The organism is Pseudomonas sp. Irchel s3f10, from assembly GCF_900187515.1.
Classification (GTDB): Bacteria; Pseudomonadota; Gammaproteobacteria; order Pseudomonadales; family Pseudomonadaceae; genus Aquipseudomonas; species Aquipseudomonas tensinigenes.
On record NZ_FYDZ01000003.1, the window covers coordinates 13678 to 33019 of the forward strand.

The window sequence follows — 19342 nt, forward strand, 5'->3', positions numbered from 1 at the left end:
TGAAGCCCTCGGTCTTGCTGGATTAGTCTGTGCTTTGAGGTGCTAATTCCTCTGTATCAGGAACTTTACCTTCAGCTGACACGGGCCTTACGCACGCCTTCCGACAGTGCCGAGCACAGGCCCAACACGCCGTCGACGGCTTGAGCAGGCGTGGTCGCATTGGCGATGTGATCGATCAATGCCGAGCCCACCACAACACCGTCGGCCAGACGCGCAATGGCCGCCGCTTGCTCCGGTGTACGGATACCAAAACCGATGCTGATCGGCAGATCGGTATGCCGACGCAGACGGGTCACCGCCTCTTCAACGTGTTCCAGCGTTGCAGCGCCAGCACCGGTCACACCGGCGACCGACACGTAGTAAACGAAACCGGAACTGCCATTGAGCACTTTCGGCAGGCGTGCATCGTCGGTGGTCGGCGTGGTCAGACGGATAAAGTCCAGACCGGCAGCCTGCGCCGGATCGCACAGCTCAGCGTTGTGCTCAGGCGGCATGTCGACCACGATCAGACCATCGACGCCGGCCTCTTTCGCATCGGCGATGAAGCGCTCGACGCCATACATGTGGATCGGGTTGAAGTAGCCCATCAGCACCAGCGGCGTATCGCTGTTGCCTTCACGGAATTCGCGAACCATTTGCAGGGTTTTCGCCAGGTTCTGCTTGGCGCCCAAGGCGCGGATGTTCGCCAGTTGAATCGCCGGGCCGTCGGCCATCGGGTCGGTAAACGGCATGCCCAGCTCGATCACGTCGGCGCCCGCCCCCGGCAAACCTTTGAGGATCGCCAGCGAGGTGTCGTAGTCCGGATCACCGGCGGTGACAAAGGTCACCAGCGCGGCGCGGTTCTGTTCCTTGAGGTCGGCAAAACGGGTTTGCAGGCGGCTCATCAGTGTTTCTCCTGCTTGGATGGCTCTTGTTGAGAGTTTTCCATATGGTGCATGACGGTCTGCATGTCTTTGTCGCCACGGCCCGACAGGTTGACCACCATCAGGTGATCCTTCGGCAGCTTAGGTGCGCGTTTGAACACTTCGGCCAGAGCGTGAGCGCTTTCCAGGGCAGGAATAATCCCTTCGAGGCGGCAGCATTTGTGGAACGCGTCGAGGGCTTCGTCGTCGGTCACCGAGGTGTATTGAACGCGGCCGATGTCATGCAACCACGCGTGCTCAGGACCAATGCCGGGGTAATCGAGGCCAGCGGAGATCGAGTGGGCGTCGATGATCTGGCCATCGTCGTCCTGCAGCAAGAAAGTACGATTGCCGTGCAACACGCCCGGAACGCCGCCATTGAGGCTCGCCGCGTGCTTGCCGGTTTCGATGCCGTAACCGGCGGCTTCAACACCGATGATTTCAACGCTTTTGTCGTCGAGGAACGGGTGGAACAGGCCCATCGCGTTGGAACCGCCACCGATGCACGCCACCAGGCTGTCCGGCAGACGGCCTTCTTGAGCCTGCAACTGATCGCGGGTTTCCTTGCCGATTACGGCCTGGAAGTCGCGAACCATTGCTGGGTAAGGGTGCGGGCCGGCCACGGTGCCGATCAGGTAGAAGGTGTTGTCGACGTTGGTCACCCAGTCACGCAGGGCTTCGTTCATCGCGTCTTTCAGAGTGCCGGTGCCGGCAACCACTGGAATCACTTCAGCGCCCAGCAGCTTCATGCGGAAGACGTTGGCTTGCTGACGTTCGATGTCAGTGGTGCCCATGTAGATCACGCAATCCAGGCCGAAACGTGCGGCCACGGTGGCGGTGGCCACGCCGTGCATGCCGGCACCGGTCTCGGCGATGATGCGTTTTTTGCCCATGCGCCGCGCCAGCAGGATCTGGCCGATGCAGTTGTTGATCTTGTGCGCGCCGGTGTGGTTGAGCTCTTCGCGCTTGAGATAAATTTTCGCGCCGCCGCAGAACTCGGTCAGACGTTCAGCGAAATACAGCGGGCTCGGACGTCCGACGTAGTCACGCTGGAAGTAGGCCAATTCCTCTTTGAATGCCGGATCTTCCTTGGCCGCTTCGTATTCGCGGGCCAGATCGAGGATCAACGGCATCAGGGTTTCCGCCACGTAGCGGCCACCGAACGAGCCGAACAGGCCGTTATCGTCCGGGCCGCTACGCAGATCAGAGGTGTTCGAAGTCTGGGTCATGAGTCGCTCCAGGTGAATTCGGGTCAAAAGACAATGACGACCACTCTACCCCTGACCTTCCAGACTGAAAACCGATAAGATCGCCACAACCTGTCAGGAAAACTCACAGATATCATGAGCCACGACCTTCCTCCGCTGAACGCCTTGCGCGCGTTCGAAGCCACGGCCCGATTGAACAGCGTCAGCCAGGCCGCCGAACAGCTTCACGTCACCCATGGCGCGGTCAGTCGGCAGCTCAAGGTGCTGGAAGAACACCTGGGCGTCAGTCTGTTCGTCAAGGATGGACGCGGCTTGAAACTCACAGATGCCGGCATGCGGTTACGCGATGCAAGTGGCGAGGCGTTTGACCGCTTGCGCAGTGTTTGCGCCGAGCTTACGCAGAGTACCGCCGATGCACCGTTCGTCTTGGGTTGCTCCGGAAGTCTGTTAGCGCGCTGGTTTATTCCGCGTTTGGGGCGATTGAATGCCGATCTGCCGGATTTGCGGCTGCACCTGTCGGCGGGTGAAGGCGATCTCGATCCACGACGTCCGGGACTGGATGCCTTGCTGCTCTTCACCGAGCCACCATGGCCTGCGGACATGCAGGTCTATGAACTGGCCGCAGAACGCATCGGCCCGGTCATGAGCCCATTGTTCAACGGTTACCAACGCCTGCAAAGCGCGCCAGCCTCAGAATTGCTTGATGAACCGCTGCTGCACACTACTTCCCGTCCACAAGCCTGGCCAAGCTGGGCGCAGCAAAACGCACTCGACGCAAAAGCGTTGAAATTGGGACAAGGTTTCGAGCATTTGTATTATTTGCTGGAAGCAGCCGTCGCAGGTCTGGGCGTGGCCATCGCGCCGGAGCCGCTGGTGACGGAAGACTTGAAGGCTGGTCGCCTGGTTGCGCCATGGGGTTTCTGTGAAACCCCGGCGCAACTGGCGTTGTGGCTACCCAAGCGCGCCGCAGACGGGCGCGCCCGGCAACTGGCGCAATGGCTCAAGAACGAGCTGCGCCAGAGCGATCACTCGCCGCGCTTGAACAGCAAGTAAGCCGCGAGCAGACCGATCGCACCGACTGCAACACCGGCCGTCGTCCACGGATGCTCCTGGGCGTAATCACGGGTGGCGATCCCGGTTTCGCGGGTTTTCACTTTGACTTCTTCATAGGCATCGCTGAGCAGGTGACGCGAATGTTTCAGCGCGCTTTCGGCATTGCTTTTCAGCGCCTTGAGGGTCTTGCGCGACTCGTCCGAAGCGTCGTCCTTCAAGCTTTCCAACGATTTGAGCAGACTCTCGATCTCGGCTTCCATGCTTTGCAACGAGGCTTTACGTAAAGAGGTGTTGGCCATGGTGGCTCTCCTGCATTGGTGATGAGTGGCGTGTGTTGGTTGGGACTTCAGCGGTTTGAGAAAGTGCAGAAAATCTGAACTTCGCCCGCGCAAAGCCACCGAAATCAACAGTGCAGATTCACTGCTAGTCTCAATTCCACACGCCAAGGAGATCGCCATGAGTGACCATCACACGTACAAGAAAGTCGAGCTGGTCGGTTCGTCGACCAGCAGCATCGAAGACGCCATCAACAACGCAATTGCTGAAGCAAACAAGACCATTCGCAACCTGGAATGGTTTGAAGTGACCGAGACCCGTGGCCATATCAAGGACGGCAAGGCAGCGCACTTTCAGGTGACATTGAAAGTCGGCTTCAAGATTGCCAGCAGCTGAGTTTGGTCTAGTCTTCTGAACTTGCGCGCTGGCCGAGTGCCATAGGAATGGCAAAGCGCTACAGGGTGAGTGCATCGAGTGAACGCTCGATGCCCGCCTCTTTCAATCCGACCAGGGAGTGCGACCGATGAAGAAGTTCATGTTGGCAGTAGGTTTGTTGAGCCTTGCGGGTGGTGCGTTTGCTGCCGGCAAGCCATGTGAAGAGCTGAAAAGCGAGATTGCGGCGAAGCTGGATGCCAAGGGCGTTTCCGGGTATTCGCTGGAGATTGTTGATAAGGGTGCAGCGTCTGACGGCAAAGTCGTCGGCACCTGCGAAGGCGGCGCCAAGGAAATCGTCTACAAGCGCGGTTGATCGTGACTGAAATGCAAAAGCCGACGTGAAGGCGTCGGCTTTTTTGTGTCTGAAAGATTTGTGGTGTGTTTGAGATTGATCCCCCTCACCCCAGCCCTCTCCCCCAAGGGGGCGAGGGGGAGAGGGGCAGATCGTGGGTTGTATCAGAACCTGAGTACGACTGGATTTTTCAGGTCGGCGTACCTCGAACATTCAACCCGGTCAGTCCCCTCTCCCTCCGGGAGAGGGTTAGGGTGAGGGCGCCTTTCAGCCCTTCATGACCTGCGCCAACAATTCGTACGAATGCACACGATCAGCATGCTCATACAGATCACTGGTAAAAATCAGCTCATCCGCCTGCGTCTGCTCAACCAGCACTTCCAGCTTGGCGCGAATCTTCTGCGGGCTGCCGACCATCGCCAGACCGAGGAAATCGCCCACCGCCTCACGCTCATGCGGTAGCCACAGGCCGTCCATGGTTTTCACCGGCGGACGCTGCACCAGACTCTGCCCACGCATCAAAGCAAGAATGCGCTGGTACACCGAAGTCGCCAGGTAATCGGCTTGTTCATCGGTATCTGCCGCCACCAGCGGCACACCGAGCATCACGTACGGCTTGTCGAGCACCGCCGACGGCTTGAAGTGATTGCGATAAACGCGGATCGCTTCATGCATGAAGCGCGGGGCGAAATGCGAGGCAAAGGCGTAGGGCAAACCGCGCTCACCGGCCAGTTGCGCACTGAACAGGCTGGAACCCAGCAACCAGATCGGCACGTTGGTGCCGGTGCCCGGCATGGCAATCACGCGCTGATCCGGGGTACGCGGGCCGAGGTAGCGCACCAGTTCGGCGACATCTTCGGGGAAATCATCGGCGCTGCCGGAGCGTTCACGGCGCAACGCCCGAGCCGTCATCTGATCGGAACCGGGTGCGCGGCCCAGGCCGAGGTCGATCCGACCCGGATATAGGCTTTCCAGCGTGCCGAACTGCTCGGCAATCACCAGCGGCGCATGGTTGGGTAGCATCACGCCGCCGGAGCCGACGCGAATGGTCGATGTACCACCTGCCAGATAACCGAGCAAAACAGACGTGGCGGAACTGGCGATGCCGTCCATGTTGTGGTGTTCCGCTACCCAGAACCGCGTGTAGCCGAATTTCTCGACATGCTGAGCCAGATCCAGTGAGTTGCGCAGCGACTGCGCCGGGCTACCGTTCTCGCGCACCGGCACCAGATCGAGGGTGGAAAATTTTACGTCGGACAGTTGCTTCATAAACCTGCGTCTCCGAGTGAGGAGGCAGGTTTTTCTCACGAACGAAAACCTGCCAAATCCATAAGCGTGTTTTGTGCAATGAGGGCATATACCCGAGTTTCAATAGCAGCGATGAAATTTCCTACTAAAAAAGTCAACGATTCAGCCGGGCTGAACTTTGTTCCGGCGTCTATCCTCAGAAGCCTTGCAAGCAAAAACCACGACGACGCGGCGTTTCCGCGCCAGAGACGAGGAGGAAGACATGGCTATCGTGAAGAAAGCATCCGCACATTGGGCAGGCGATCTGAAAACCGGCATTGGCTCGATCTCCACCGAAACCGGGGTCCTCAGAGAAGCACCTTACGGTTTCAAGGCGCGCTTCGAAGGCGGCAAGGGCACCAACCCGGAAGAACTGATCGGCGCGGCGCATGCCGGTTGTTTTTCCATGGCGTTTTCGATGATTCTGGGCGATGCGGGCCTGAAGGCCGACAGCATTGATACCAATGCGGAAGTGACCCTCGATCAGGTTGACGGCGGCTTCGCGATCACCGCGGTGAAGCTGATTCTCAAGGCGAAAATCCCGGGGGCGACGCAGGCGCAGTTCGAAGAGCTGAGCAACAAGGCCAAGGAAGGGTGCCCGGTGTCCAAGGTACTTAATGCGAAGATTACGCTAGACGCTTCGCTGGTCAGCTAGTTCGACGCTGACCGGTCTGACGCTATCGCGAGCAGGCTCACTCCTACAGTTGATCTCCAGCGGACACAATTATTGTGAGCGACGAAGATCCCCTGTAGGAGTGAGCCTGCTCGCGATAGCCATCTGCAGATCAACCAAGGTTTGAAACCTTCAGCACAACTTGTGAGCGAAGTCAGAACCCTCGCTGTAAAAGTATGGTCGAATCAATGACAGCAGCTTCAGCGCACGCCCGTGCGCGCTGCCTCAGGGAGCTTCACTCATGAAACGTTTTGCTTTGGCAGTTATCGGTCTCGCGCTGACAGGCTCAGCGTTCGCAGCACCGAAACCCTGCGAAGAACTCAAAGCCGAAATCGAGGCCAAGATCCAGGCTCAGGGCGTGACATCGTACACACTGGAAGTTGTCACCAACGACGAGGTCCATGACCAGAATATGGTCGTTGGCTCGTGTGAAAACGGCACAAAGAAGATTATCTATCAAAAGAACGATCGCTAAGTCGCCTCAGATAATGCAGTCGTAGTCGTAATCCTCGGCAACGACTTCGCGCTTGGCATTGTAGAGCCGGGCACTCGGAGTGAACCCCAGCGAACGCCCCTCCAGCACATAACGCTGCCCGGCCTCGAAATGGTCATAGCGGATGTACAGGTAGCACAGCCGCTCCACCGGGCCGTTCATCAAGCTGCCGCCACCACCAAACACTTCGAAATCGAACCGCACGCGTAATTCGTGGCTGCCGGGGGTGACCTGAAAGTAGCGCCCGTCATTCAGTCGTTGTTTGTCGAGACGCTCGGCCATCAGCACTTTACCGCCGGGTGTCGGCGTCGAAAAATCGACCCAGGCCATCTGCGGATCGACCGGGGGCAACGGTGTCTGACAACCAGCCACAAAACTGGCAACGAGCAACAACAGCAACTGGCGCATGATCAATATCCACGGATCCGAATACTCAGCATAGCGCCGATCAGGTGCGCTGACAGCCTGCCGGTGTGCCCTGACCTACCACTTTGCGCTGCTCGTCATAAAGCTTGGCCCATGGTCGAAAGCCGATACTGCCGGCCTGTAACTGGTATCGCTGACCGGCATTGAAATCCTTGAATTTCACACTCAACTGGCAATCGCGCCACAGCGGCTCAGCGTCGGGACCGATATTGGTCGCCTCCACCGGAAATTGATAACGCACTTTCAATTCATGGCTGCCGGGCTGTACTTCAAAATAGCGTTTGTCGGCGGTCGCCTGAGTATCAACCTGCAGCGCTTGCAGCGCCGTGTCCTGTTGCCGGGCATCAAGGTCGATCCAGGCTTGCGAGGGATCAGGGTCGGGCATTCCGAATCCGGCACAACCGGCCAGCGTCAGCAGGCTTCCTGACAGCATCAACATGCGCATAGCAGTGCTCCTTAAGGCGGGATAGTCTTGCGAGCAGACTCTCCGGGGGATTTCTTATTTTGATCAGGCCGTTTCCAAGCCTTGGGTTACTTGATCGCGTTTTTCGGGTTTTGTTTCCGGGTGTGTTGTTTTTGTTGCTCAACGGTTGCGCCAGCGTCAGCTATTACGCTCAGTTGGCCAGCGGTCAGTTGCAATTGCTGCAGGCGCGCGAGCCTGTGGAAAAGGTGATCAACGACCCGAACCGCGACGCGACACTGCGCGCGCACTTGGCTCAATCGCAGAAGGCCCGCGCCTTTGCCAGCGAGCATCTGCACTTGCCGGATAACCAAAGCTATCGCCTGTACGCCGACATCCATCGACCGTATGTGGTGTGGAATGTGTTCGCCACTCAGGAGTTTTCCCTGACGCCACAGAACCATTGCTTCCCGATTGCCGGTTGCGTGGCCTATCGCGGTTACTACAGCCAGAGCGCTGCGCGCGGTGAAGCGGCGATTCAGCGCTTGCAAGGCATGGACGTGTCGATCGGCGGCGTTGAGGCTTACTCGACGCTGGGCTGGTTCAACGATCCGATCCTTAACTCGATGATGGGCTGGGGCGATGAGCGCCTGGCCACGCTGATCTTTCATGAACTGGCGCATCAGCGCTTCTATGTGAAGGACGACACCGAGTTCAACGAGTCCTTCGCCACGTTCGTCGAACAGGAAGGCACGCGGCAGTGGCGGGCGTTTCGCGGGTTGCCGGCGGATACCGAATCGCGGTTGCAGCAGCGGGATCAGTTTATCGAGTTGGTGCTGGGTGTGCGTTCACGCTTGGAGAAACTGTATGCGCAGCCGTTGCCAATCGATCAGATGCGCGAACGCAAAGCGGCCGAGTTCGAGCAGTTTCGCCGCGATTATCGGCTGATGAGGGACAGTCAGTGGGCCGGGGACAAGCGTTATGACGCTTGGGTGAATGCGCCGTTGAACAATGCGCGGTTATTGCCGTTTGGGCTGTATGACCAGTGGGTGCCGGCGTTTGCGGCGTTGTTCAGGCAGGTTGGGGGGGATTGGCTGAGGTTTTATGCGGAGGTGGAGCGGTTGGGTCGGTTGCCGGGGGCTGAGCGTAAGGCGGCTTTGAAAATGTTGGCAGATCCAAACGGTTGAGTTGATTGGGAGTAAGTCATCGCGAGCAGGCTCACTCCTACAGGGGAATGCGTTCCAAATGTAGGAGTGAGCCTGCTCGCGATTGCAATCTAATCAGCGCTGCAAAAAGGCCTGATGCAACTCGTCCAGCGTTTCAAAGTGATAAGCCGGTGCCTCGGCGCTCAACTCTTCAAAACTGCCAAAGCCATAACCGACCGCCGCCGCATCCAGCCCATTACTGCGCGCACCGATCAGGTCATGCTTACGATCGCCGATCATCAGCGTATTCGCCGGGTCCAGCCGTTCTTCAGCCATCAAGTGCGCAATCAGCTCAACCTTGTTGGTTCGCGTGCCATCCAGCTCGCTGCCGTAAATCACCTTGAAGTGCCGGGCGAAGTCGAAGTGCCGGGCAATCTCGCGGGCAAATTCCCACGGCTTCGAAGTGGCGATATACAGCTGCCGCCCCTGCCCGCTGAGGGTTTCCAGTAAAGGCGTGACACCATCAAACACGCGGTTCTCATACAGACCAGTGACCTTGAAGCGCTCACGATAGAAATTCACCGCCTGCCACGCCTTGGCCTCGTCAAACTCATAGAACTGCATAAATGCCTGCAACAACGGCGGGCCGATGAAGTGCTCGAGTTTGGTCAGATCAGGCTCATCGATACCGAGCTTGGCGAGGGCGAACTGGATGGAACGGGTGATGCCCTCACGCGGGTCGGTCAGGGTGCCATCAAGGTCGAACAGTATGGTTTGGTAATGCATGAGAATTCCTGGGCAGTCGCAAATACGATTCAGAGTGTGTCGTAGCCTTCGGCCAAGTGCAGATCCTTGAGCTTCACGTAGTTGGCGGCGCTGTAAGTGAAGAAAGCTCTTTCCTTGTCGCTCAACGCACGCACCTGTTTCACCGGGCTACCCACATAAAGGAAGCCACTTTGCAGACGCTTGCCCGGCGGCACCAGGCTGCCGGCGCCGATGATCACGTCGTCTTCAACCACTGCGCCGTCCATGACGATGCTGCCCATGCCGATCAATACGCGGCTACCGACGGTGCAACCATGCAGCATGACTTTGTGGGCGATGGTCACGTCGTCGCCGATCAGCAGCGGGAAGCCGTCCGGGTTGAACGGGCCGGCGTGGGTGATGTGCAATACGCAGCCGTCCTGGACGCTAGTGCGCGCACCGATGCGGATGCGGTGCATGTCGCCACGGATCACGGTCAGCGGCCAGACGGAGCTGTCTTCACCGATTTCGACGTCGCCGATTACCACCGCCGAGGCGTCGACAAACGCGCCTTTGCTCAGGCTAGGGGTGTGATTCTGGTACTTGCGAACGGACACGATAATTTCTCTCTCTGTCGCCGATAGCTGCGGTGAATGCCGATTGTAATTAAGATGGGGCAATGTTTCCCCAGCCAAGGTGCCAACCGTGAGCGTGAACAACCCTCTGCTGCAGTCCTACGACCTGCCACCGTTCTCCACGATCCGTGCCGAACACGTCTTGCCCGCCATCGAAACGATCCTGGCCGACAACCGCGCCGCCATCGCCGACATCCTCAAGAGCCAAGGCCAGAACCCGACCTGGGCCGGCCTGGTTCTGGCGATGGACGAACTTAACGATCGCCTCGGCGCTGCCTGGAGCCCGGTCAGCCACCTCAACGCCGTGTGCAACAGTGCCGAGCTGCGTGAAGCCTACGAGTCGTGCCTGCCAGCCCTGAGCGCCTACTCCACCGAGATGGGCCAGAACCGCGAACTGTTCCAGGCTTATGAAGCGCTGGCCAACAGCCCGGAAGCCGCCACTTTCGACGTGGCGCAAAAGACTATTCTGGAACACGCCCTGCGTGACTTCCGTCTGTCGGGTATCGACCTGCCGGAAGCCGAACAGAAGCGCTACGCCGAAGTGCAAAGCAAACTGTCCGAGCTGGGCAGCCGCTTTTCCAATCAACTGCTCGACGCCACTCAGGCGTGGACCAAGCATGTCACCGAAGAGGCCGCCCTCGCCGGCCTGACCGATTCGGCCAAGGCGCAAATGGCTGCCGCCGCACAGGCCAAAGGCCTCGACGGCTGGCTGATCACCCTGGAATTCCCTAGTTACTACGCGGTGATGACCTACGCGCAAGATCGTGCGCTGCGTGAAGAAGTCTACGCCGCCTACTGCACCCGCGCTTCGGATCAAGGCCCGAACGCCGGTCAGAACGACAACGGCCCGGTGATGGAGGAGATCCTCGACCTGCGCCAGGAACTGGCCAAGTTGCTGGGTTTTGCCAGCTTCTCCGAACTGAGCCTGGCCACGAAAATGGCCGAGTCCAGCGATCAGGTACTGAGCTTCCTGCGCGATCTGGCCAAGCGCAGCAAACCGTTCGCCGCGCAGGATCTGCAACAGTTGCGCGCCTACGCCGCCGAACAGGGCTGCGCCGATCTGCAAAGCTGGGACAGTGGTTTCTACGGCGAAAAGCTGCGTGAACAACGCTACAGCGTCGCCCAGGAAACCCTGCGCGCCTACTTCCCGATCGACAAAGTGCTGGGCGGTCTGTTCGCCATCGTGCAGCGCCTGTACGGCATCGAAATCGCCGAGCAGAAAGGCTTCGACACCTGGCACCCGGACGTGCGCCTGTTCGAAATCAAGGAAAACGGTCAGCACGTCGGCCGCTTCTTCTTCGACCTCTATGCCCGCGCCAACAAGCGAGGCGGTGCGTGGATGGACGGCGCGCGCGACCGTCGTCGTACCGTCGACGGCGTGCTGCAAAGCCCGGTGGCCAATCTGGTGTGCAACTTCACCCCGGCCGACAGCGGCAAGCCTGCGCTGCTGACCCACGATGAAGTGACCACGCTGTTCCACGAATTCGGCCATGGCCTGCATCACCTGCTGACTCGCGTGGATCACGCTGGTGTTTCCGGGATCAACGGCGTGGCGTGGGACGCAGTCGAGCTGCCGAGCCAGTTCATGGAAAACTGGTGCTGGGAGCCGGAAGGTCTCGCGCTGATTTCCGGTCACTACGAAAGCGGCGAGCCGCTGCCGCAGGACCTGCTGGAAAAAATGCTCGCGGCGAAGAATTTCCAGTCCGGCCTGATGATGGTCCGTCAGCTCGAGTTCTCGCTGTTCGACTTCGAACTGCACGCCACCCACGGTGACGGCCGCAGTCCGCTGCAAGTGCTCGAGGGCGTGCGTGACGAGGTGTCGGTGATGCGTCCACCGGCCTACAACCGCTTCCCCAACAGCTTCGCGCACATCTTCGCCGGCGGTTATGCGGCGGGTTACTACAGCTACAAGTGGGCAGAAGTGCTGTCGGCCGATGCCTTCTCGAAGTTCGAAGAAGACGGCGTGCTCAACGCTGAAACCGGTCGTGCCTTCCGCGAAGCGATTCTGGCGCGCGGCGGTTCGCAGGCGCCGATGGTGCTGTTCGTCGACTTCCGTGGCCGTGAGCCATCGATTGACGCACTGTTGCGCCACAGCGGCCTGAGTGAGGACGCGGCAGCATGAGTGAGGGGCCTGTGATTACCAAGAAACGCTTTATCGCCGGGGCTGTGTGCCCGGCATGCAGCGAGCCGGACAAGTTGATGATGTGGAACGAGGACAGCGTGCCGCACCGTGAATGTGTGGCCTGCGGTTATTCGGATACGCTGAACGAACAAGGCCTGTCGGTTCCCAAGGAGTTGGGCACGCGAGTCAACACCAGCGCGCTCAAGCCGACGGCGGACAAGACCGTCCAGGCGGTGCAGTTCTTCCCCAATCCGAAATTGAAAAAAAAGCCTGACGAGCAACACTGAGCCACTGCCACCTTCCACCACTTGCTGGTGGAGGGTGGTAACTATGTACCGCCCTTCCCCTGCGTTTTCTCCCTAGGCTGGCACTTTCAGCCACGCCTCAAGGAAGACGCCATGCCTGACACCAATCCGCTGTTACAACACTGGACCCTGCCACCGTGGTCGGCGATACGCGCCGAGCATCTGGGGCCGGCAATCAACGTGATCGTTGCCGATAACCGCCGGATCATTGCCCAAGTAATCGCCAGCCAGACCGAGCATCCGGGCTGGGACGATCTGGTGGTGGCCGTCGATGAGGCCGATGCTCGTCTGGATGAAGCCATGGGCATCATCGAGATACTCTCGACGGTCAAAGTCGACGACGTCGATTGGCTCAGGGAAAGCGCCTTGTGCAGCCTCACCGCGGACCGATACAGGGCCGAAAAGGCCGCCAATCTGGCGTTGTATCGTACTTACCAACGGCTAGCCAACAGCTCGATCGCAGCAAGTTTCGATGGTCAGCGCCAAGCCTCGCTGGCGAAGATTCTGCGCAAGTTCCGCTTGTCCGGGATTGAGCTGCCAACTGCGCAACAGCAAAAACTTGCCCGCCTGAACCGCGATATCCGGCGTCTGGAACAACTGTTCCTGAGCAATCTGGAGCAGGCCAGCGCCGCATGGCACAAACGCATCGACGACGTCACGCAGCTCGACGGTTTGTCTGCTGCGGTGAAGGCGCGCCTGGCGCTCAATGCCAAAGAGGCAGGACACGACGGCTGGCGACTCACGCTGGATCAGAACACTTATCGGCAGATCATGACTCATGGGCAAAACAGGGCACTGCGGGAAGAGTATTTCACTGCGTGGTTCACCCGGGCATCCGATCGCGGCCGGCAGCCGGACAAAGCCGACAATGATCCGGTGCTGACGTTGCTGGTCGCCTTGCGTCACGAGAAAGCCAGATTGCTGGGGTACGAGAATTTCGTCCAGTTTCGCCTTGAAAACCGCATGGCCACCTCGCCTGAGCAAGTCGGCACCTTTGTCCGCCAGCAAGCCGCGTTGAACACGCCAGCCTTGCTGCGCGACGCCCAGGCTCTGAACGCATTCGCGCTGACACAGGGGATTGCGCCAGTACAGCCATGGGATGAAGACTTTCTCGCCGAGCAGTTACGCCTCCAACAATTGAACGGTGCACTCAAGGGCCTGCGTCAGTATTTTCCGCTCGAGGGTACGTTGCGCCGGCTCTGTCAGTTCAGCGAGCGGATGTTCGGTGTCGATATCATCGAACAGACGTCTGCCGAGCACTGGCATGAAAGCATTCGGCTATTGGAGGTGCGCGAACACGGGCAAGTGATCGGGCATATCTACATCGACCCTTATCACCGCGACGATGCTGCCGATTACGCGTTCACCAGCGCCTTGCGCATCCGCCGGGTCAATGCCGAAGGACGCCCATCACTGCCGATTGCCCGCCTTTACAGCAACTTTCCCGCCGCCACAGACGAGCATCCTTGCCTGCTCTCCCACGAAAATCTGCGGGTGCTGTTCCACGAGTTCGGCCACTGCTTGCAACATGTTCTGACGCGCTCGCCCCATCGCAACCTGTCGGGGATATCCCAGTTGGGCCGCGATACGGCCGAGTTCGCCGGGCAGCTGTTCGAACACTGGTGCCTGTCACCCGAGTTTCTGGTGTGGCTGGGAGCTCATTATCAGAGCGGCGAGCGGTTGACGTTGGCGCGAGTCAACACAGCCCTGACGGCCATTGGTGCTCACACCAGCCGGACAACTGCCATGCTGTTGATGTCAGCATCATTTGATCTGCAGTTACATCGCAGCCATGGCGATGGTCGCAGCATCGAGCAAATATTCGAGGACGTGCAACGCGAGAACCCGCACCTGCAAATGTCGGGCTATTACCGCTTCGCCTATGGATTTGACTACCTGGCGACCGGCTATGAGGCATCAGTCTATGCCTACAAATGGTCAGGCGTACTGGCTAGCGAAGTGTTCAAACGGTTTCAACGCGAAGGCCTGTTCGCCCCCCAGACGGGACGGGATTTTCGCGAGGCGTTCTTCTCGCCCGGCGATTCCCGCTCATTGCTGAACTCGGCACATGCGTTTCTTGGCGAGCCGGTCAATGCACAACTGTTTGCAGCGGCGACACCTGCGGTTACTTCAGATTGACCGTCTGAAACCAGCTCTTCATCGAGCAGGTCGCGAACGCGCTGGTGCTGCAATCGCCATTAGCCAGCGCGGTGCGCAGCTTGTCGACATCGGCCTGCATCATGTAGCGCACGCTCTCGCGAAAATGCCCGCTTTCACCAAAGCCGCCCTGGGTCATCTCGCTCAAGGCGTCTTCTTTGCTCCAGCCCTGCACCACAACGCGATACATCGCCGCCATCAACCCGGTGCGGTCAGAACCGTGCTTGCAATGCATCAGCACCGGGCCGCTGGCCTCTGCAGTCTGAATCGCACGCAGGGTCTTGAGTACATCGGCGTCGTCAACGTGACTGGTGCGATAGGGCAACTGCACTTGATTGATGCCGGAGTCGGACAACCAGTTGCTGTCTGCTTCCGGTAGAAAGTTGATCACCGTGGCGACCTTGAGATTTTTCAGCAACGGCATCGCGCCGTCATCCGGCAATGCGCTGCGATAGAGCGTCGGCGACATCTGGAACAGGTTGTATTGCACTTCGACCGGTTGCGCCCACTCAGTCGGGCGAACCGTCGATGCCGTCTGCGCCTGGACTGCTATCGAGGGCAACAGCGCTAAAAACGATAAACACAAAGCCGGGAAAAAACGCACTCGGGACATGCTGGGGTGACCGTGTCGGGATTCATGATGAGGAGAAACACAGCTTCGGCGTCGGGCGGTCAAAGCCCTGTGAGGCGCCTGTCAAAGAAACGTGAATCCGCACGCTTTCCAGCACTGCCGTAAAGAAAACCGGTGTTTTTTCCGCTGAATCGGTTTATCCGGAAGCTTAGCCTGCTACCATTTGTCACATCATGTTGCAGACGCGTCCCCTTTCTCCGGGTCAGACCGGATCCGTCTCGACGAAAATTCCTCAAGCCGCTCGCAGAAGCGGCTGTCTCCTAATGCCTGATGAGGTGCACCCCATGTCTGATGAAGATCGAGACAACCCGCGGCGTGAGTTTTTGCGCAAATCCCTGACCCTGATTCCGGTGGTCACTTTGGCCGGTACCGGTCTGGGCAGCAGCGTCCTGCAAGCGGCACCTGAAACCGCACCTGCTGCGCCCGCGCCGCAATCGGTGCGCACTGATGCCAGCGCTTACCAACCGAGCTATTTCACCGCTGAGGAATGGGCGTTCATCAATGCCGCCGTCGCGCAGTTGATCCCCAACGATGCCCAAGGCCCGGGTGCGCTCGAAGCCGGTGTACCGGAATACATCGACCGCCAGATGAACACGCCGTACGCCGCCGGTGCCCTTTGGTACATGCAGGGCCCGTTCAATACTGACGCCGCTCCCGAGATGGGCTGGCAGAGCAAACTGGTACCCAAAGAGATCTATCGCCTCGGCATCGCCGCCACGGATCAGTGGGCAAAATCCCTCAACGGTAAAGTATTTGCTGAGCAAGACAGCGCTACCCGAGACGATTTGCTCAAGCAACTTGAAGCAGGCAAGCCGCAATTCGACGCGGTTCCGGCAAAGATTTTCTTCAATCTGCTGCTGCAAAACACCAAGGAAGGGTTCTTCTGCGACCCGATCCACGGCGGCAACAAAGGCATGGTCGGCTGGACCATGATCGGCTTCCCCGGCGCCCGCGCCGATTTCATGGATTGGGTGGAACGTAACGAGCAATACCCCTTCCCGGCAGTTTCGATTCGCGGCGAGAGGGCGTAAGCATGGCAACGGTAATGAAGAAGGTTGACGCAGTCATCGTCGGTTTTGGCTGGACCGGCGCGATCATGGCCAAGGAATTGACCGAAGCGGGTCTCAACGTGCTGGCGCTGGAGCGCGGGCCGATGCAGGACACCTACCCCGACGGCAACTATCCGCAGGTGATCGACGAACTCACCTACAGCGTGCGCAAAAAACTCTTTCAGGACATCTCCAAAGAGACCGTCACCATACGTCACAGCGTCAACGACATCGCCCTGCCGAACCGCCAGTTGGGCGCGTTCCTGCCGGGCAATGGCGTCGGCGGTGCCGGCCTGCACTGGTCGGGTGTGCACTTCCGGGTCGATCCGATCGAGTTGCGCATGCGCAGCCACTACGAAGAGCGCTACGGCAAAAGCTTTATCCCCAAGGACATGACCATCCAGGACTTCGGCGTCAGCTATGAAGAACTGGAGCCGTTCTTCGATTTCGCCGAAAAAGTCTTCGGCACCTCGGGCCAGGCCTGGACGGTGAAGGGCCAACTGGTCGGCCAAGGCAAGGGTGGCAACCCATACGCGCCGGACCGCTCCAACCCGTTCCCGCTGGAGGCGCAGAAGAACACGGTGTCCGCACAGCTGTTCGGCAAAGCGGCGACAGAAGTCGGTTACAAACCCTACAACCTGCCATCCGCGAATACTTCAGGGCCGTACACCAATCCCTACGGCGCGCAAATGGGTCCGTGCAACTTCTGCGGTTTCTGCAGCGGTTATGTTTGCTACATGTACTCCAAGGCTTCGCCGAACGTGAACATTCTGCCGGCGCTCAAACCGCTGCCGAATTTCGAGCTGCGGCCTAACTCGCACGTACTGCGCGTCAACCTCGACAGCACGAAATCCAAAGCCACCGGCGTGACCTACATCGACGGCCAGGGTCGCGAGATCGAGCAACCGGCGGATCTGGTGATCCTCGGCGCCTTCCAGTTGCACAACGTGCGTCTGATGCTGCTGTCCGGCATCGGCAAGCCATACGACCCGATCAGCGGCGAAGGCGTGGTCGGGCGTAACTTTGCCTACCAGAACATGGCGACCATCAAGGCGTTCTTCGACAAGGACACCCACACCAACAACTTCATCGGCGCCGGCGGTAACGGCGTGGCGCTGGACGATTTCAACGCCGACAATTTCGACCACGGCCCGCACGGCTTCGTCGGCGGCTCGCCGATGTGGGTCAACCAGGCCGGCAGCCGGCCGATTGCCGGCACCTCGAACCCGCCGGGCACGCCGGCCTGGGGCCGTGACTGGAAACGCGCGACCGCCGATTACTACACCCATCAGGTGTCGATGGACGCCCACGGCGCGCATCAGTCCTACCGGGGCAACTACCTCGATCTCGATCCGGTGTACCGCGATGCCTACGGCTTGCCACTGCTGCGGATGACCTTCGACTGGCAGGAAAACGACATCAAGATGAACCGCTTCATGGTCGAGAAAATGGGCAAGGTCGCTGAAGCGATGGGGCCGAAAGCGATTGCGGTGATCGGCAAGAAAGTCGGTGACCACTTCAACACCGCGTCTTACCAGACCACCCACCTTAACGGTGGCGCGATCATGGGCACCGATCCGAAGAAGAGTGCGCTGAACCGCTACCTGCAGAGTTGGGACGTGCACAACGTCTTCGTTCCGGGCGCCTCGGCGTTCCCGCAGGGTCTTGGCTACAACCCGACCGGACTGGTTGCCGCACTGACCTATTGGTCGGCGAAGGCGATCCGCGAGCAGTACCTGAAAAACCCCGGCCCGCTGGTTCAGGCTTAAGGAGCGACGACCATGAAAAATCTCGTTATCGCGACTTTGGCGCTGCTCGGCAGTGCCTCGATCCATGCGGCCGACGTTGATCAAGCTTTGATCAAACAAGGCGAATACCTTGCCCGCGCCGGTGACTGCGTGGCGTGCCACACCGCCAAGAACGGCAAACCGTTCGCCGGTGGTCTGCCGATGGAAACGCCGATCGGCACGATCTACTCGACCAACATCACCCCGGATAAAACCGGCGTCGGTGAATACAGCTTCGAAGACTTCGATCAGGCCGTGCGCCATGGCGTCGCCAAAAACGGTAGTACCTTGTACCCGGCGATGCCGTATCCGTCCTATGCCCGTGTCAGCGAAACCGACATGCAAGCGCTGTACGCGTACTTCATGCACGGCGTCGCACCGGTCGCGCAGGAGAACAAGGCCAGCGACATCCCGTGGCCGTTGAGCATGCGCTGGCCGCTGATGGGCTGGCGCTGGATGTTTGCGCCGAAGGTCGAGGACTACAAGGCGACCGGTGACGACGCCGTCATCAACCGTGGCGCCTATCTGGTCGAAGGCCTGGGCCATTGCGGTGCCTGTCACACACCGCGCGCGCTGACCATGCAGGAAAAATCCTTGAGCGCGGCCGATGGCAGTAACTTTCTCGCAGGCAGCGCGCCGTTGGAAGGCTGGATCGCCAAAAGCCTGCGCGGCGATCACAAGGATGGCCTCGGCAGTTGGAGCGAGGAGCAACTGGTGCAATTCCTCAAGACCGGGCGCAGCGACCGCAGCGCGGTGTTCGGCGGGATGAGCGATGTGGTCACCCACAGCATGCAATACATGACCGATGCCGACCTGACAGCGATTGCCCGCTACCTCAAATCGCTGCCGGCCACTGATCCGAACGATCAACCGCATCAGTACGATGAGAAAGCCGCCAAAGCCCTGTGGAATGGTGACGACAGCCAGCGCGGAGCGGCCGTGTACATCGACAACTGCGCGGCGTGCCATCGCACCGACGGCCACGGCTACACCCGCGTGTTCCCGGCGCTGGCGGGCAATCCGGTGCTGCAATCGGACGATCCGACTTCGCTGATCCATATCGTGCTCAAGGGCGGTACGCTGCCAGCGACGCACACTGCGCCTTCGACCTTCACCATGCCGGGTTTCGCCTGGCGCCTGTCGGATCAGGAAGTGGCGGATGTGGTGAGTTTCATCCGCGGCAGTTGGGGCAACAAAGGCACGCCAGTGAGTACCGCCGATGTCGCCGAACTGCGCAAGGAAGATATGAAACACACCTCCAGCGATGACCTCGGTCAGGTGACGCAACACAACTGACCAGTCGCCCGACGGCACTAGCCAGA

Annotated in this window: 21 protein-coding genes; 12 read left to right on the plus strand and 9 right to left on the minus strand. The window is 59.5% G+C overall.

Annotation, left to right across the window (positions count from 1 at the left end):
* Positions 1–71: 71 nt before the first annotated feature.
* Both trpA and trpB read right to left on the minus strand, forming a co-directional pair.
* Positions 72–884, minus strand: coding sequence for a tryptophan synthase subunit alpha (gene trpA / locus CKW17_RS09185; protein WP_095119615.1), 813 nt, complete (start codon positions 882–884; stop codon positions 72–74).
* Positions 884–2131, minus strand: a complete 1248-nt coding sequence (trpB, locus tag CKW17_RS09190) for a tryptophan synthase subunit beta (protein ID WP_095119616.1) — start codon at positions 2129–2131, stop codon at positions 884–886. Before trpB ends, trpA begins: the two co-directional genes overlap by 1 nt.
* Before the next feature lie 114 nt (positions 2132–2245).
* Between trpB and CKW17_RS09195 the strand changes: the two genes are divergently transcribed.
* Positions 2246–3163, plus strand: coding sequence for a LysR family transcriptional regulator (locus CKW17_RS09195; protein WP_095119617.1), 918 nt, complete (start codon positions 2246–2248; stop codon positions 3161–3163).
* Here the strand turns inward: CKW17_RS09195 and CKW17_RS09200 are convergent.
* Positions 3136–3462, minus strand: a complete 327-nt coding sequence (locus tag CKW17_RS09200) for a YqjD family protein (RefSeq protein ID WP_007911686.1) — start codon at positions 3460–3462, stop codon at positions 3136–3138. The genes CKW17_RS09195 and CKW17_RS09200 overlap by 28 nt on opposite strands.
* Positions 3463–3619: 157 nt before the next feature.
* On the opposite strand from CKW17_RS09200, the gene CKW17_RS09205 reads away from it, so the two are divergent.
* Positions 3620–3835 carry a dodecin gene (locus CKW17_RS09205; RefSeq protein WP_016985551.1) on the plus strand — a complete coding sequence of 72 codons (216 nt, stop codon included), beginning with the start codon at positions 3620–3622 and terminating at the stop codon, positions 3833–3835.
* 127 nt (positions 3836–3962) lie between these two features.
* Complete coding sequence (locus CKW17_RS09210) at positions 3963–4187, plus strand: DUF1161 domain-containing protein (RefSeq protein WP_095119618.1); 225 nt, start codon at positions 3963–3965, stop codon at positions 4185–4187.
* A gap of 246 nt (positions 4188–4433) precedes the next feature.
* Here the strand turns inward: CKW17_RS09210 and CKW17_RS09215 are convergent, their stop codons facing one another.
* On the minus strand, positions 4434–5435 hold the full coding sequence (locus CKW17_RS09215) for an LLM class flavin-dependent oxidoreductase (RefSeq protein ID WP_034152274.1): 1002 nt from the start codon (positions 5433–5435) through the stop codon (positions 4434–4436).
* A gap of 241 nt (positions 5436–5676) precedes the next feature.
* Between CKW17_RS09215 and CKW17_RS09220 the strand changes: the two genes are divergently transcribed.
* Positions 5677–6108 carry an OsmC family protein gene (locus tag CKW17_RS09220; protein WP_095119619.1) on the plus strand — a complete coding sequence of 144 codons (432 nt, stop codon included), beginning with the start codon at positions 5677–5679 and terminating at the stop codon, positions 6106–6108.
* A 259-nt stretch (positions 6109–6367) separates the two neighbouring features.
* On the plus strand, positions 6368–6601 hold the full coding sequence (locus CKW17_RS09225; protein ID WP_095119620.1) for a DUF1161 domain-containing protein: 234 nt from the start codon (positions 6368–6370) through the stop codon (positions 6599–6601).
* A 6-nt stretch (positions 6602–6607) separates the two neighbouring features.
* Here CKW17_RS09225 and CKW17_RS09230 read toward each other — a convergent pair whose 3' ends face one another.
* Entirely contained in the window at positions 6608–7027 is a 420-nt protein-coding gene (locus CKW17_RS09230) for a hypothetical protein (RefSeq protein WP_095119621.1), read from the minus strand.
* 40 nt (positions 7028–7067) lie between these two features.
* Positions 7068–7490 (minus strand): hypothetical protein, encoded by a 423-nt coding sequence (locus CKW17_RS09235; protein ID WP_095119622.1) that lies wholly within the window; start codon positions 7488–7490, stop codon positions 7068–7070.
* Between the two features lie 59 nt (positions 7491–7549).
* Here CKW17_RS09235 and CKW17_RS09240 point away from each other — a divergent pair, with 59 nt between their 5' ends.
* Positions 7550–8632, plus strand: coding sequence for an aminopeptidase (locus tag CKW17_RS09240; protein ID WP_095119623.1), 1083 nt, complete (start codon positions 7550–7552; stop codon positions 8630–8632).
* Positions 8633–8725: 93 nt separating this feature from the next.
* On the opposite strand, the gene CKW17_RS09245 is transcribed toward CKW17_RS09240, so the two are convergent.
* Entirely contained in the window at positions 8726–9376 is a 651-nt protein-coding gene (locus CKW17_RS09245) for an HAD family hydrolase (protein ID WP_095119624.1), read from the minus strand.
* A 29-nt stretch (positions 9377–9405) separates the two neighbouring features.
* Positions 9406–9951, minus strand: coding sequence for a gamma carbonic anhydrase family protein (locus tag CKW17_RS09250; protein ID WP_095119625.1), 546 nt, complete (start codon positions 9949–9951; stop codon positions 9406–9408).
* An 88-nt stretch (positions 9952–10039) separates the two neighbouring features.
* Here CKW17_RS09250 and prlC point away from each other — a divergent pair, with 88 nt between their 5' ends.
* The 3 genes from prlC to CKW17_RS09265 all read left to right on the plus strand — a co-directional run bounded on the left by prlC (position 10040) and on the right by CKW17_RS09265 (position 14535).
* Positions 10040–12091, plus strand: a complete 2052-nt coding sequence (gene prlC, locus CKW17_RS09255; RefSeq protein ID WP_095119626.1) for an oligopeptidase A — start codon at positions 10040–10042, stop codon at positions 12089–12091.
* Complete coding sequence (locus CKW17_RS09260) at positions 12088–12378, plus strand: YheV family putative zinc ribbon protein (protein ID WP_016983445.1); 291 nt, start codon at positions 12088–12090, stop codon at positions 12376–12378. The genes prlC and CKW17_RS09260 overlap by 4 nt, the downstream gene beginning before the upstream one ends.
* 111 nt (positions 12379–12489) lie before the next feature.
* On the plus strand, positions 12490–14535 hold the full coding sequence (locus CKW17_RS09265; protein WP_095119627.1) for a M3 family metallopeptidase: 2046 nt from the start codon (positions 12490–12492) through the stop codon (positions 14533–14535).
* Here the strand turns inward: CKW17_RS09265 and CKW17_RS09270 are convergent.
* Positions 14522–15166, minus strand: coding sequence for a dual specificity protein phosphatase family protein (locus tag CKW17_RS09270; RefSeq protein ID WP_095119628.1), 645 nt, complete (start codon positions 15164–15166; stop codon positions 14522–14524). The genes CKW17_RS09265 and CKW17_RS09270 overlap by 14 nt on opposite strands.
* A gap of 302 nt (positions 15167–15468) precedes the next feature.
* Between CKW17_RS09270 and CKW17_RS09275 the strand changes: the two genes are divergently transcribed.
* Genes CKW17_RS09275 through CKW17_RS09285 form a run of 3 tightly spaced genes read left to right on the plus strand, consistent with a single transcriptional unit; the run spans position 15469 to position 19316 of the window.
* A complete protein-coding gene (locus CKW17_RS09275) occupies positions 15469–16215 on the plus strand; it encodes a gluconate 2-dehydrogenase subunit 3 family protein (protein WP_095119629.1) in 747 nt (248 codons plus the stop codon).
* 2 nt (positions 16216–16217) lie between these two features.
* Positions 16218–18002 (plus strand): GMC family oxidoreductase, encoded by a 1785-nt coding sequence (locus tag CKW17_RS09280; protein WP_095119630.1) that lies wholly within the window; start codon positions 16218–16220, stop codon positions 18000–18002.
* Between the two features lie 12 nt (positions 18003–18014).
* Positions 18015–19316 carry a cytochrome c gene (locus CKW17_RS09285; protein WP_095119631.1) on the plus strand — a complete coding sequence of 434 codons (1302 nt, stop codon included), beginning with the start codon at positions 18015–18017 and terminating at the stop codon, positions 19314–19316.
* Positions 19317–19342: the final 26 nt, after the last annotated feature.

What these genes read in the sequence shown, in the direction of transcription:
- CKW17_RS09280 (WP_095119630.1), top strand. Translation starts at nt 16,218, where the DNA reads ATGGCAACGGTAATGAAGAAGGTTGACGCAGTCATCGTCGGTTTTGGC.
- CKW17_RS09260 (WP_016983445.1), top strand. Translation starts at nt 12,088, where the DNA reads ATGAGTGAGGGGCCTGTGATTACCAAGAAACGCTTTATCGCCGGGGCT.
- CKW17_RS09195 (WP_095119617.1), top strand. Translation starts at nt 2,246, where the DNA reads ATGAGCCACGACCTTCCTCCGCTGAACGCCTTGCGCGCGTTCGAAGCC.
- CKW17_RS09220 (WP_095119619.1), top strand. Translation starts at nt 5,677, where the DNA reads ATGGCTATCGTGAAGAAAGCATCCGCACATTGGGCAGGCGATCTGAAA.
- CKW17_RS09200 (WP_007911686.1), bottom strand. Translation starts at nt 3,462, where the DNA reads ATGGCCAACACCTCTTTACGTAAAGCCTCGTTGCAAAGCATGGAAGCC.
- CKW17_RS09265 (WP_095119627.1), top strand. Translation starts at nt 12,490, where the DNA reads ATGCCTGACACCAATCCGCTGTTACAACACTGGACCCTGCCACCGTGG.
- CKW17_RS09215 (WP_034152274.1), bottom strand. Translation starts at nt 5,435, where the DNA reads ATGAAGCAACTGTCCGACGTAAAATTTTCCACCCTCGATCTGGTGCCG.
- CKW17_RS09270 (WP_095119628.1), bottom strand. Translation starts at nt 15,166, where the DNA reads ATGTCCCGAGTGCGTTTTTTCCCGGCTTTGTGTTTATCGTTTTTAGCG.
- trpA (WP_095119615.1), bottom strand. Translation starts at nt 884, where the DNA reads ATGAGCCGCCTGCAAACCCGTTTTGCCGACCTCAAGGAACAGAACCGC.
- CKW17_RS09210 (WP_095119618.1), top strand. Translation starts at nt 3,963, where the DNA reads ATGAAGAAGTTCATGTTGGCAGTAGGTTTGTTGAGCCTTGCGGGTGGT.
- CKW17_RS09225 (WP_095119620.1), top strand. Translation starts at nt 6,368, where the DNA reads ATGAAACGTTTTGCTTTGGCAGTTATCGGTCTCGCGCTGACAGGCTCA.
- CKW17_RS09205 (WP_016985551.1), top strand. Translation starts at nt 3,620, where the DNA reads ATGAGTGACCATCACACGTACAAGAAAGTCGAGCTGGTCGGTTCGTCG.
- trpB (WP_095119616.1), bottom strand. Translation starts at nt 2,131, where the DNA reads ATGACCCAGACTTCGAACACCTCTGATCTGCGTAGCGGCCCGGACGAT.
- CKW17_RS09235 (WP_095119622.1), bottom strand. Translation starts at nt 7,490, where the DNA reads ATGCGCATGTTGATGCTGTCAGGAAGCCTGCTGACGCTGGCCGGTTGT.
- CKW17_RS09275 (WP_095119629.1), top strand. Translation starts at nt 15,469, where the DNA reads ATGTCTGATGAAGATCGAGACAACCCGCGGCGTGAGTTTTTGCGCAAA.
- CKW17_RS09285 (WP_095119631.1), top strand. Translation starts at nt 18,015, where the DNA reads ATGAAAAATCTCGTTATCGCGACTTTGGCGCTGCTCGGCAGTGCCTCG.
- CKW17_RS09245 (WP_095119624.1), bottom strand. Translation starts at nt 9,376, where the DNA reads ATGCATTACCAAACCATACTGTTCGACCTTGATGGCACCCTGACCGAC.
- CKW17_RS09230 (WP_095119621.1), bottom strand. Translation starts at nt 7,027, where the DNA reads ATGCGCCAGTTGCTGTTGTTGCTCGTTGCCAGTTTTGTGGCTGGTTGT.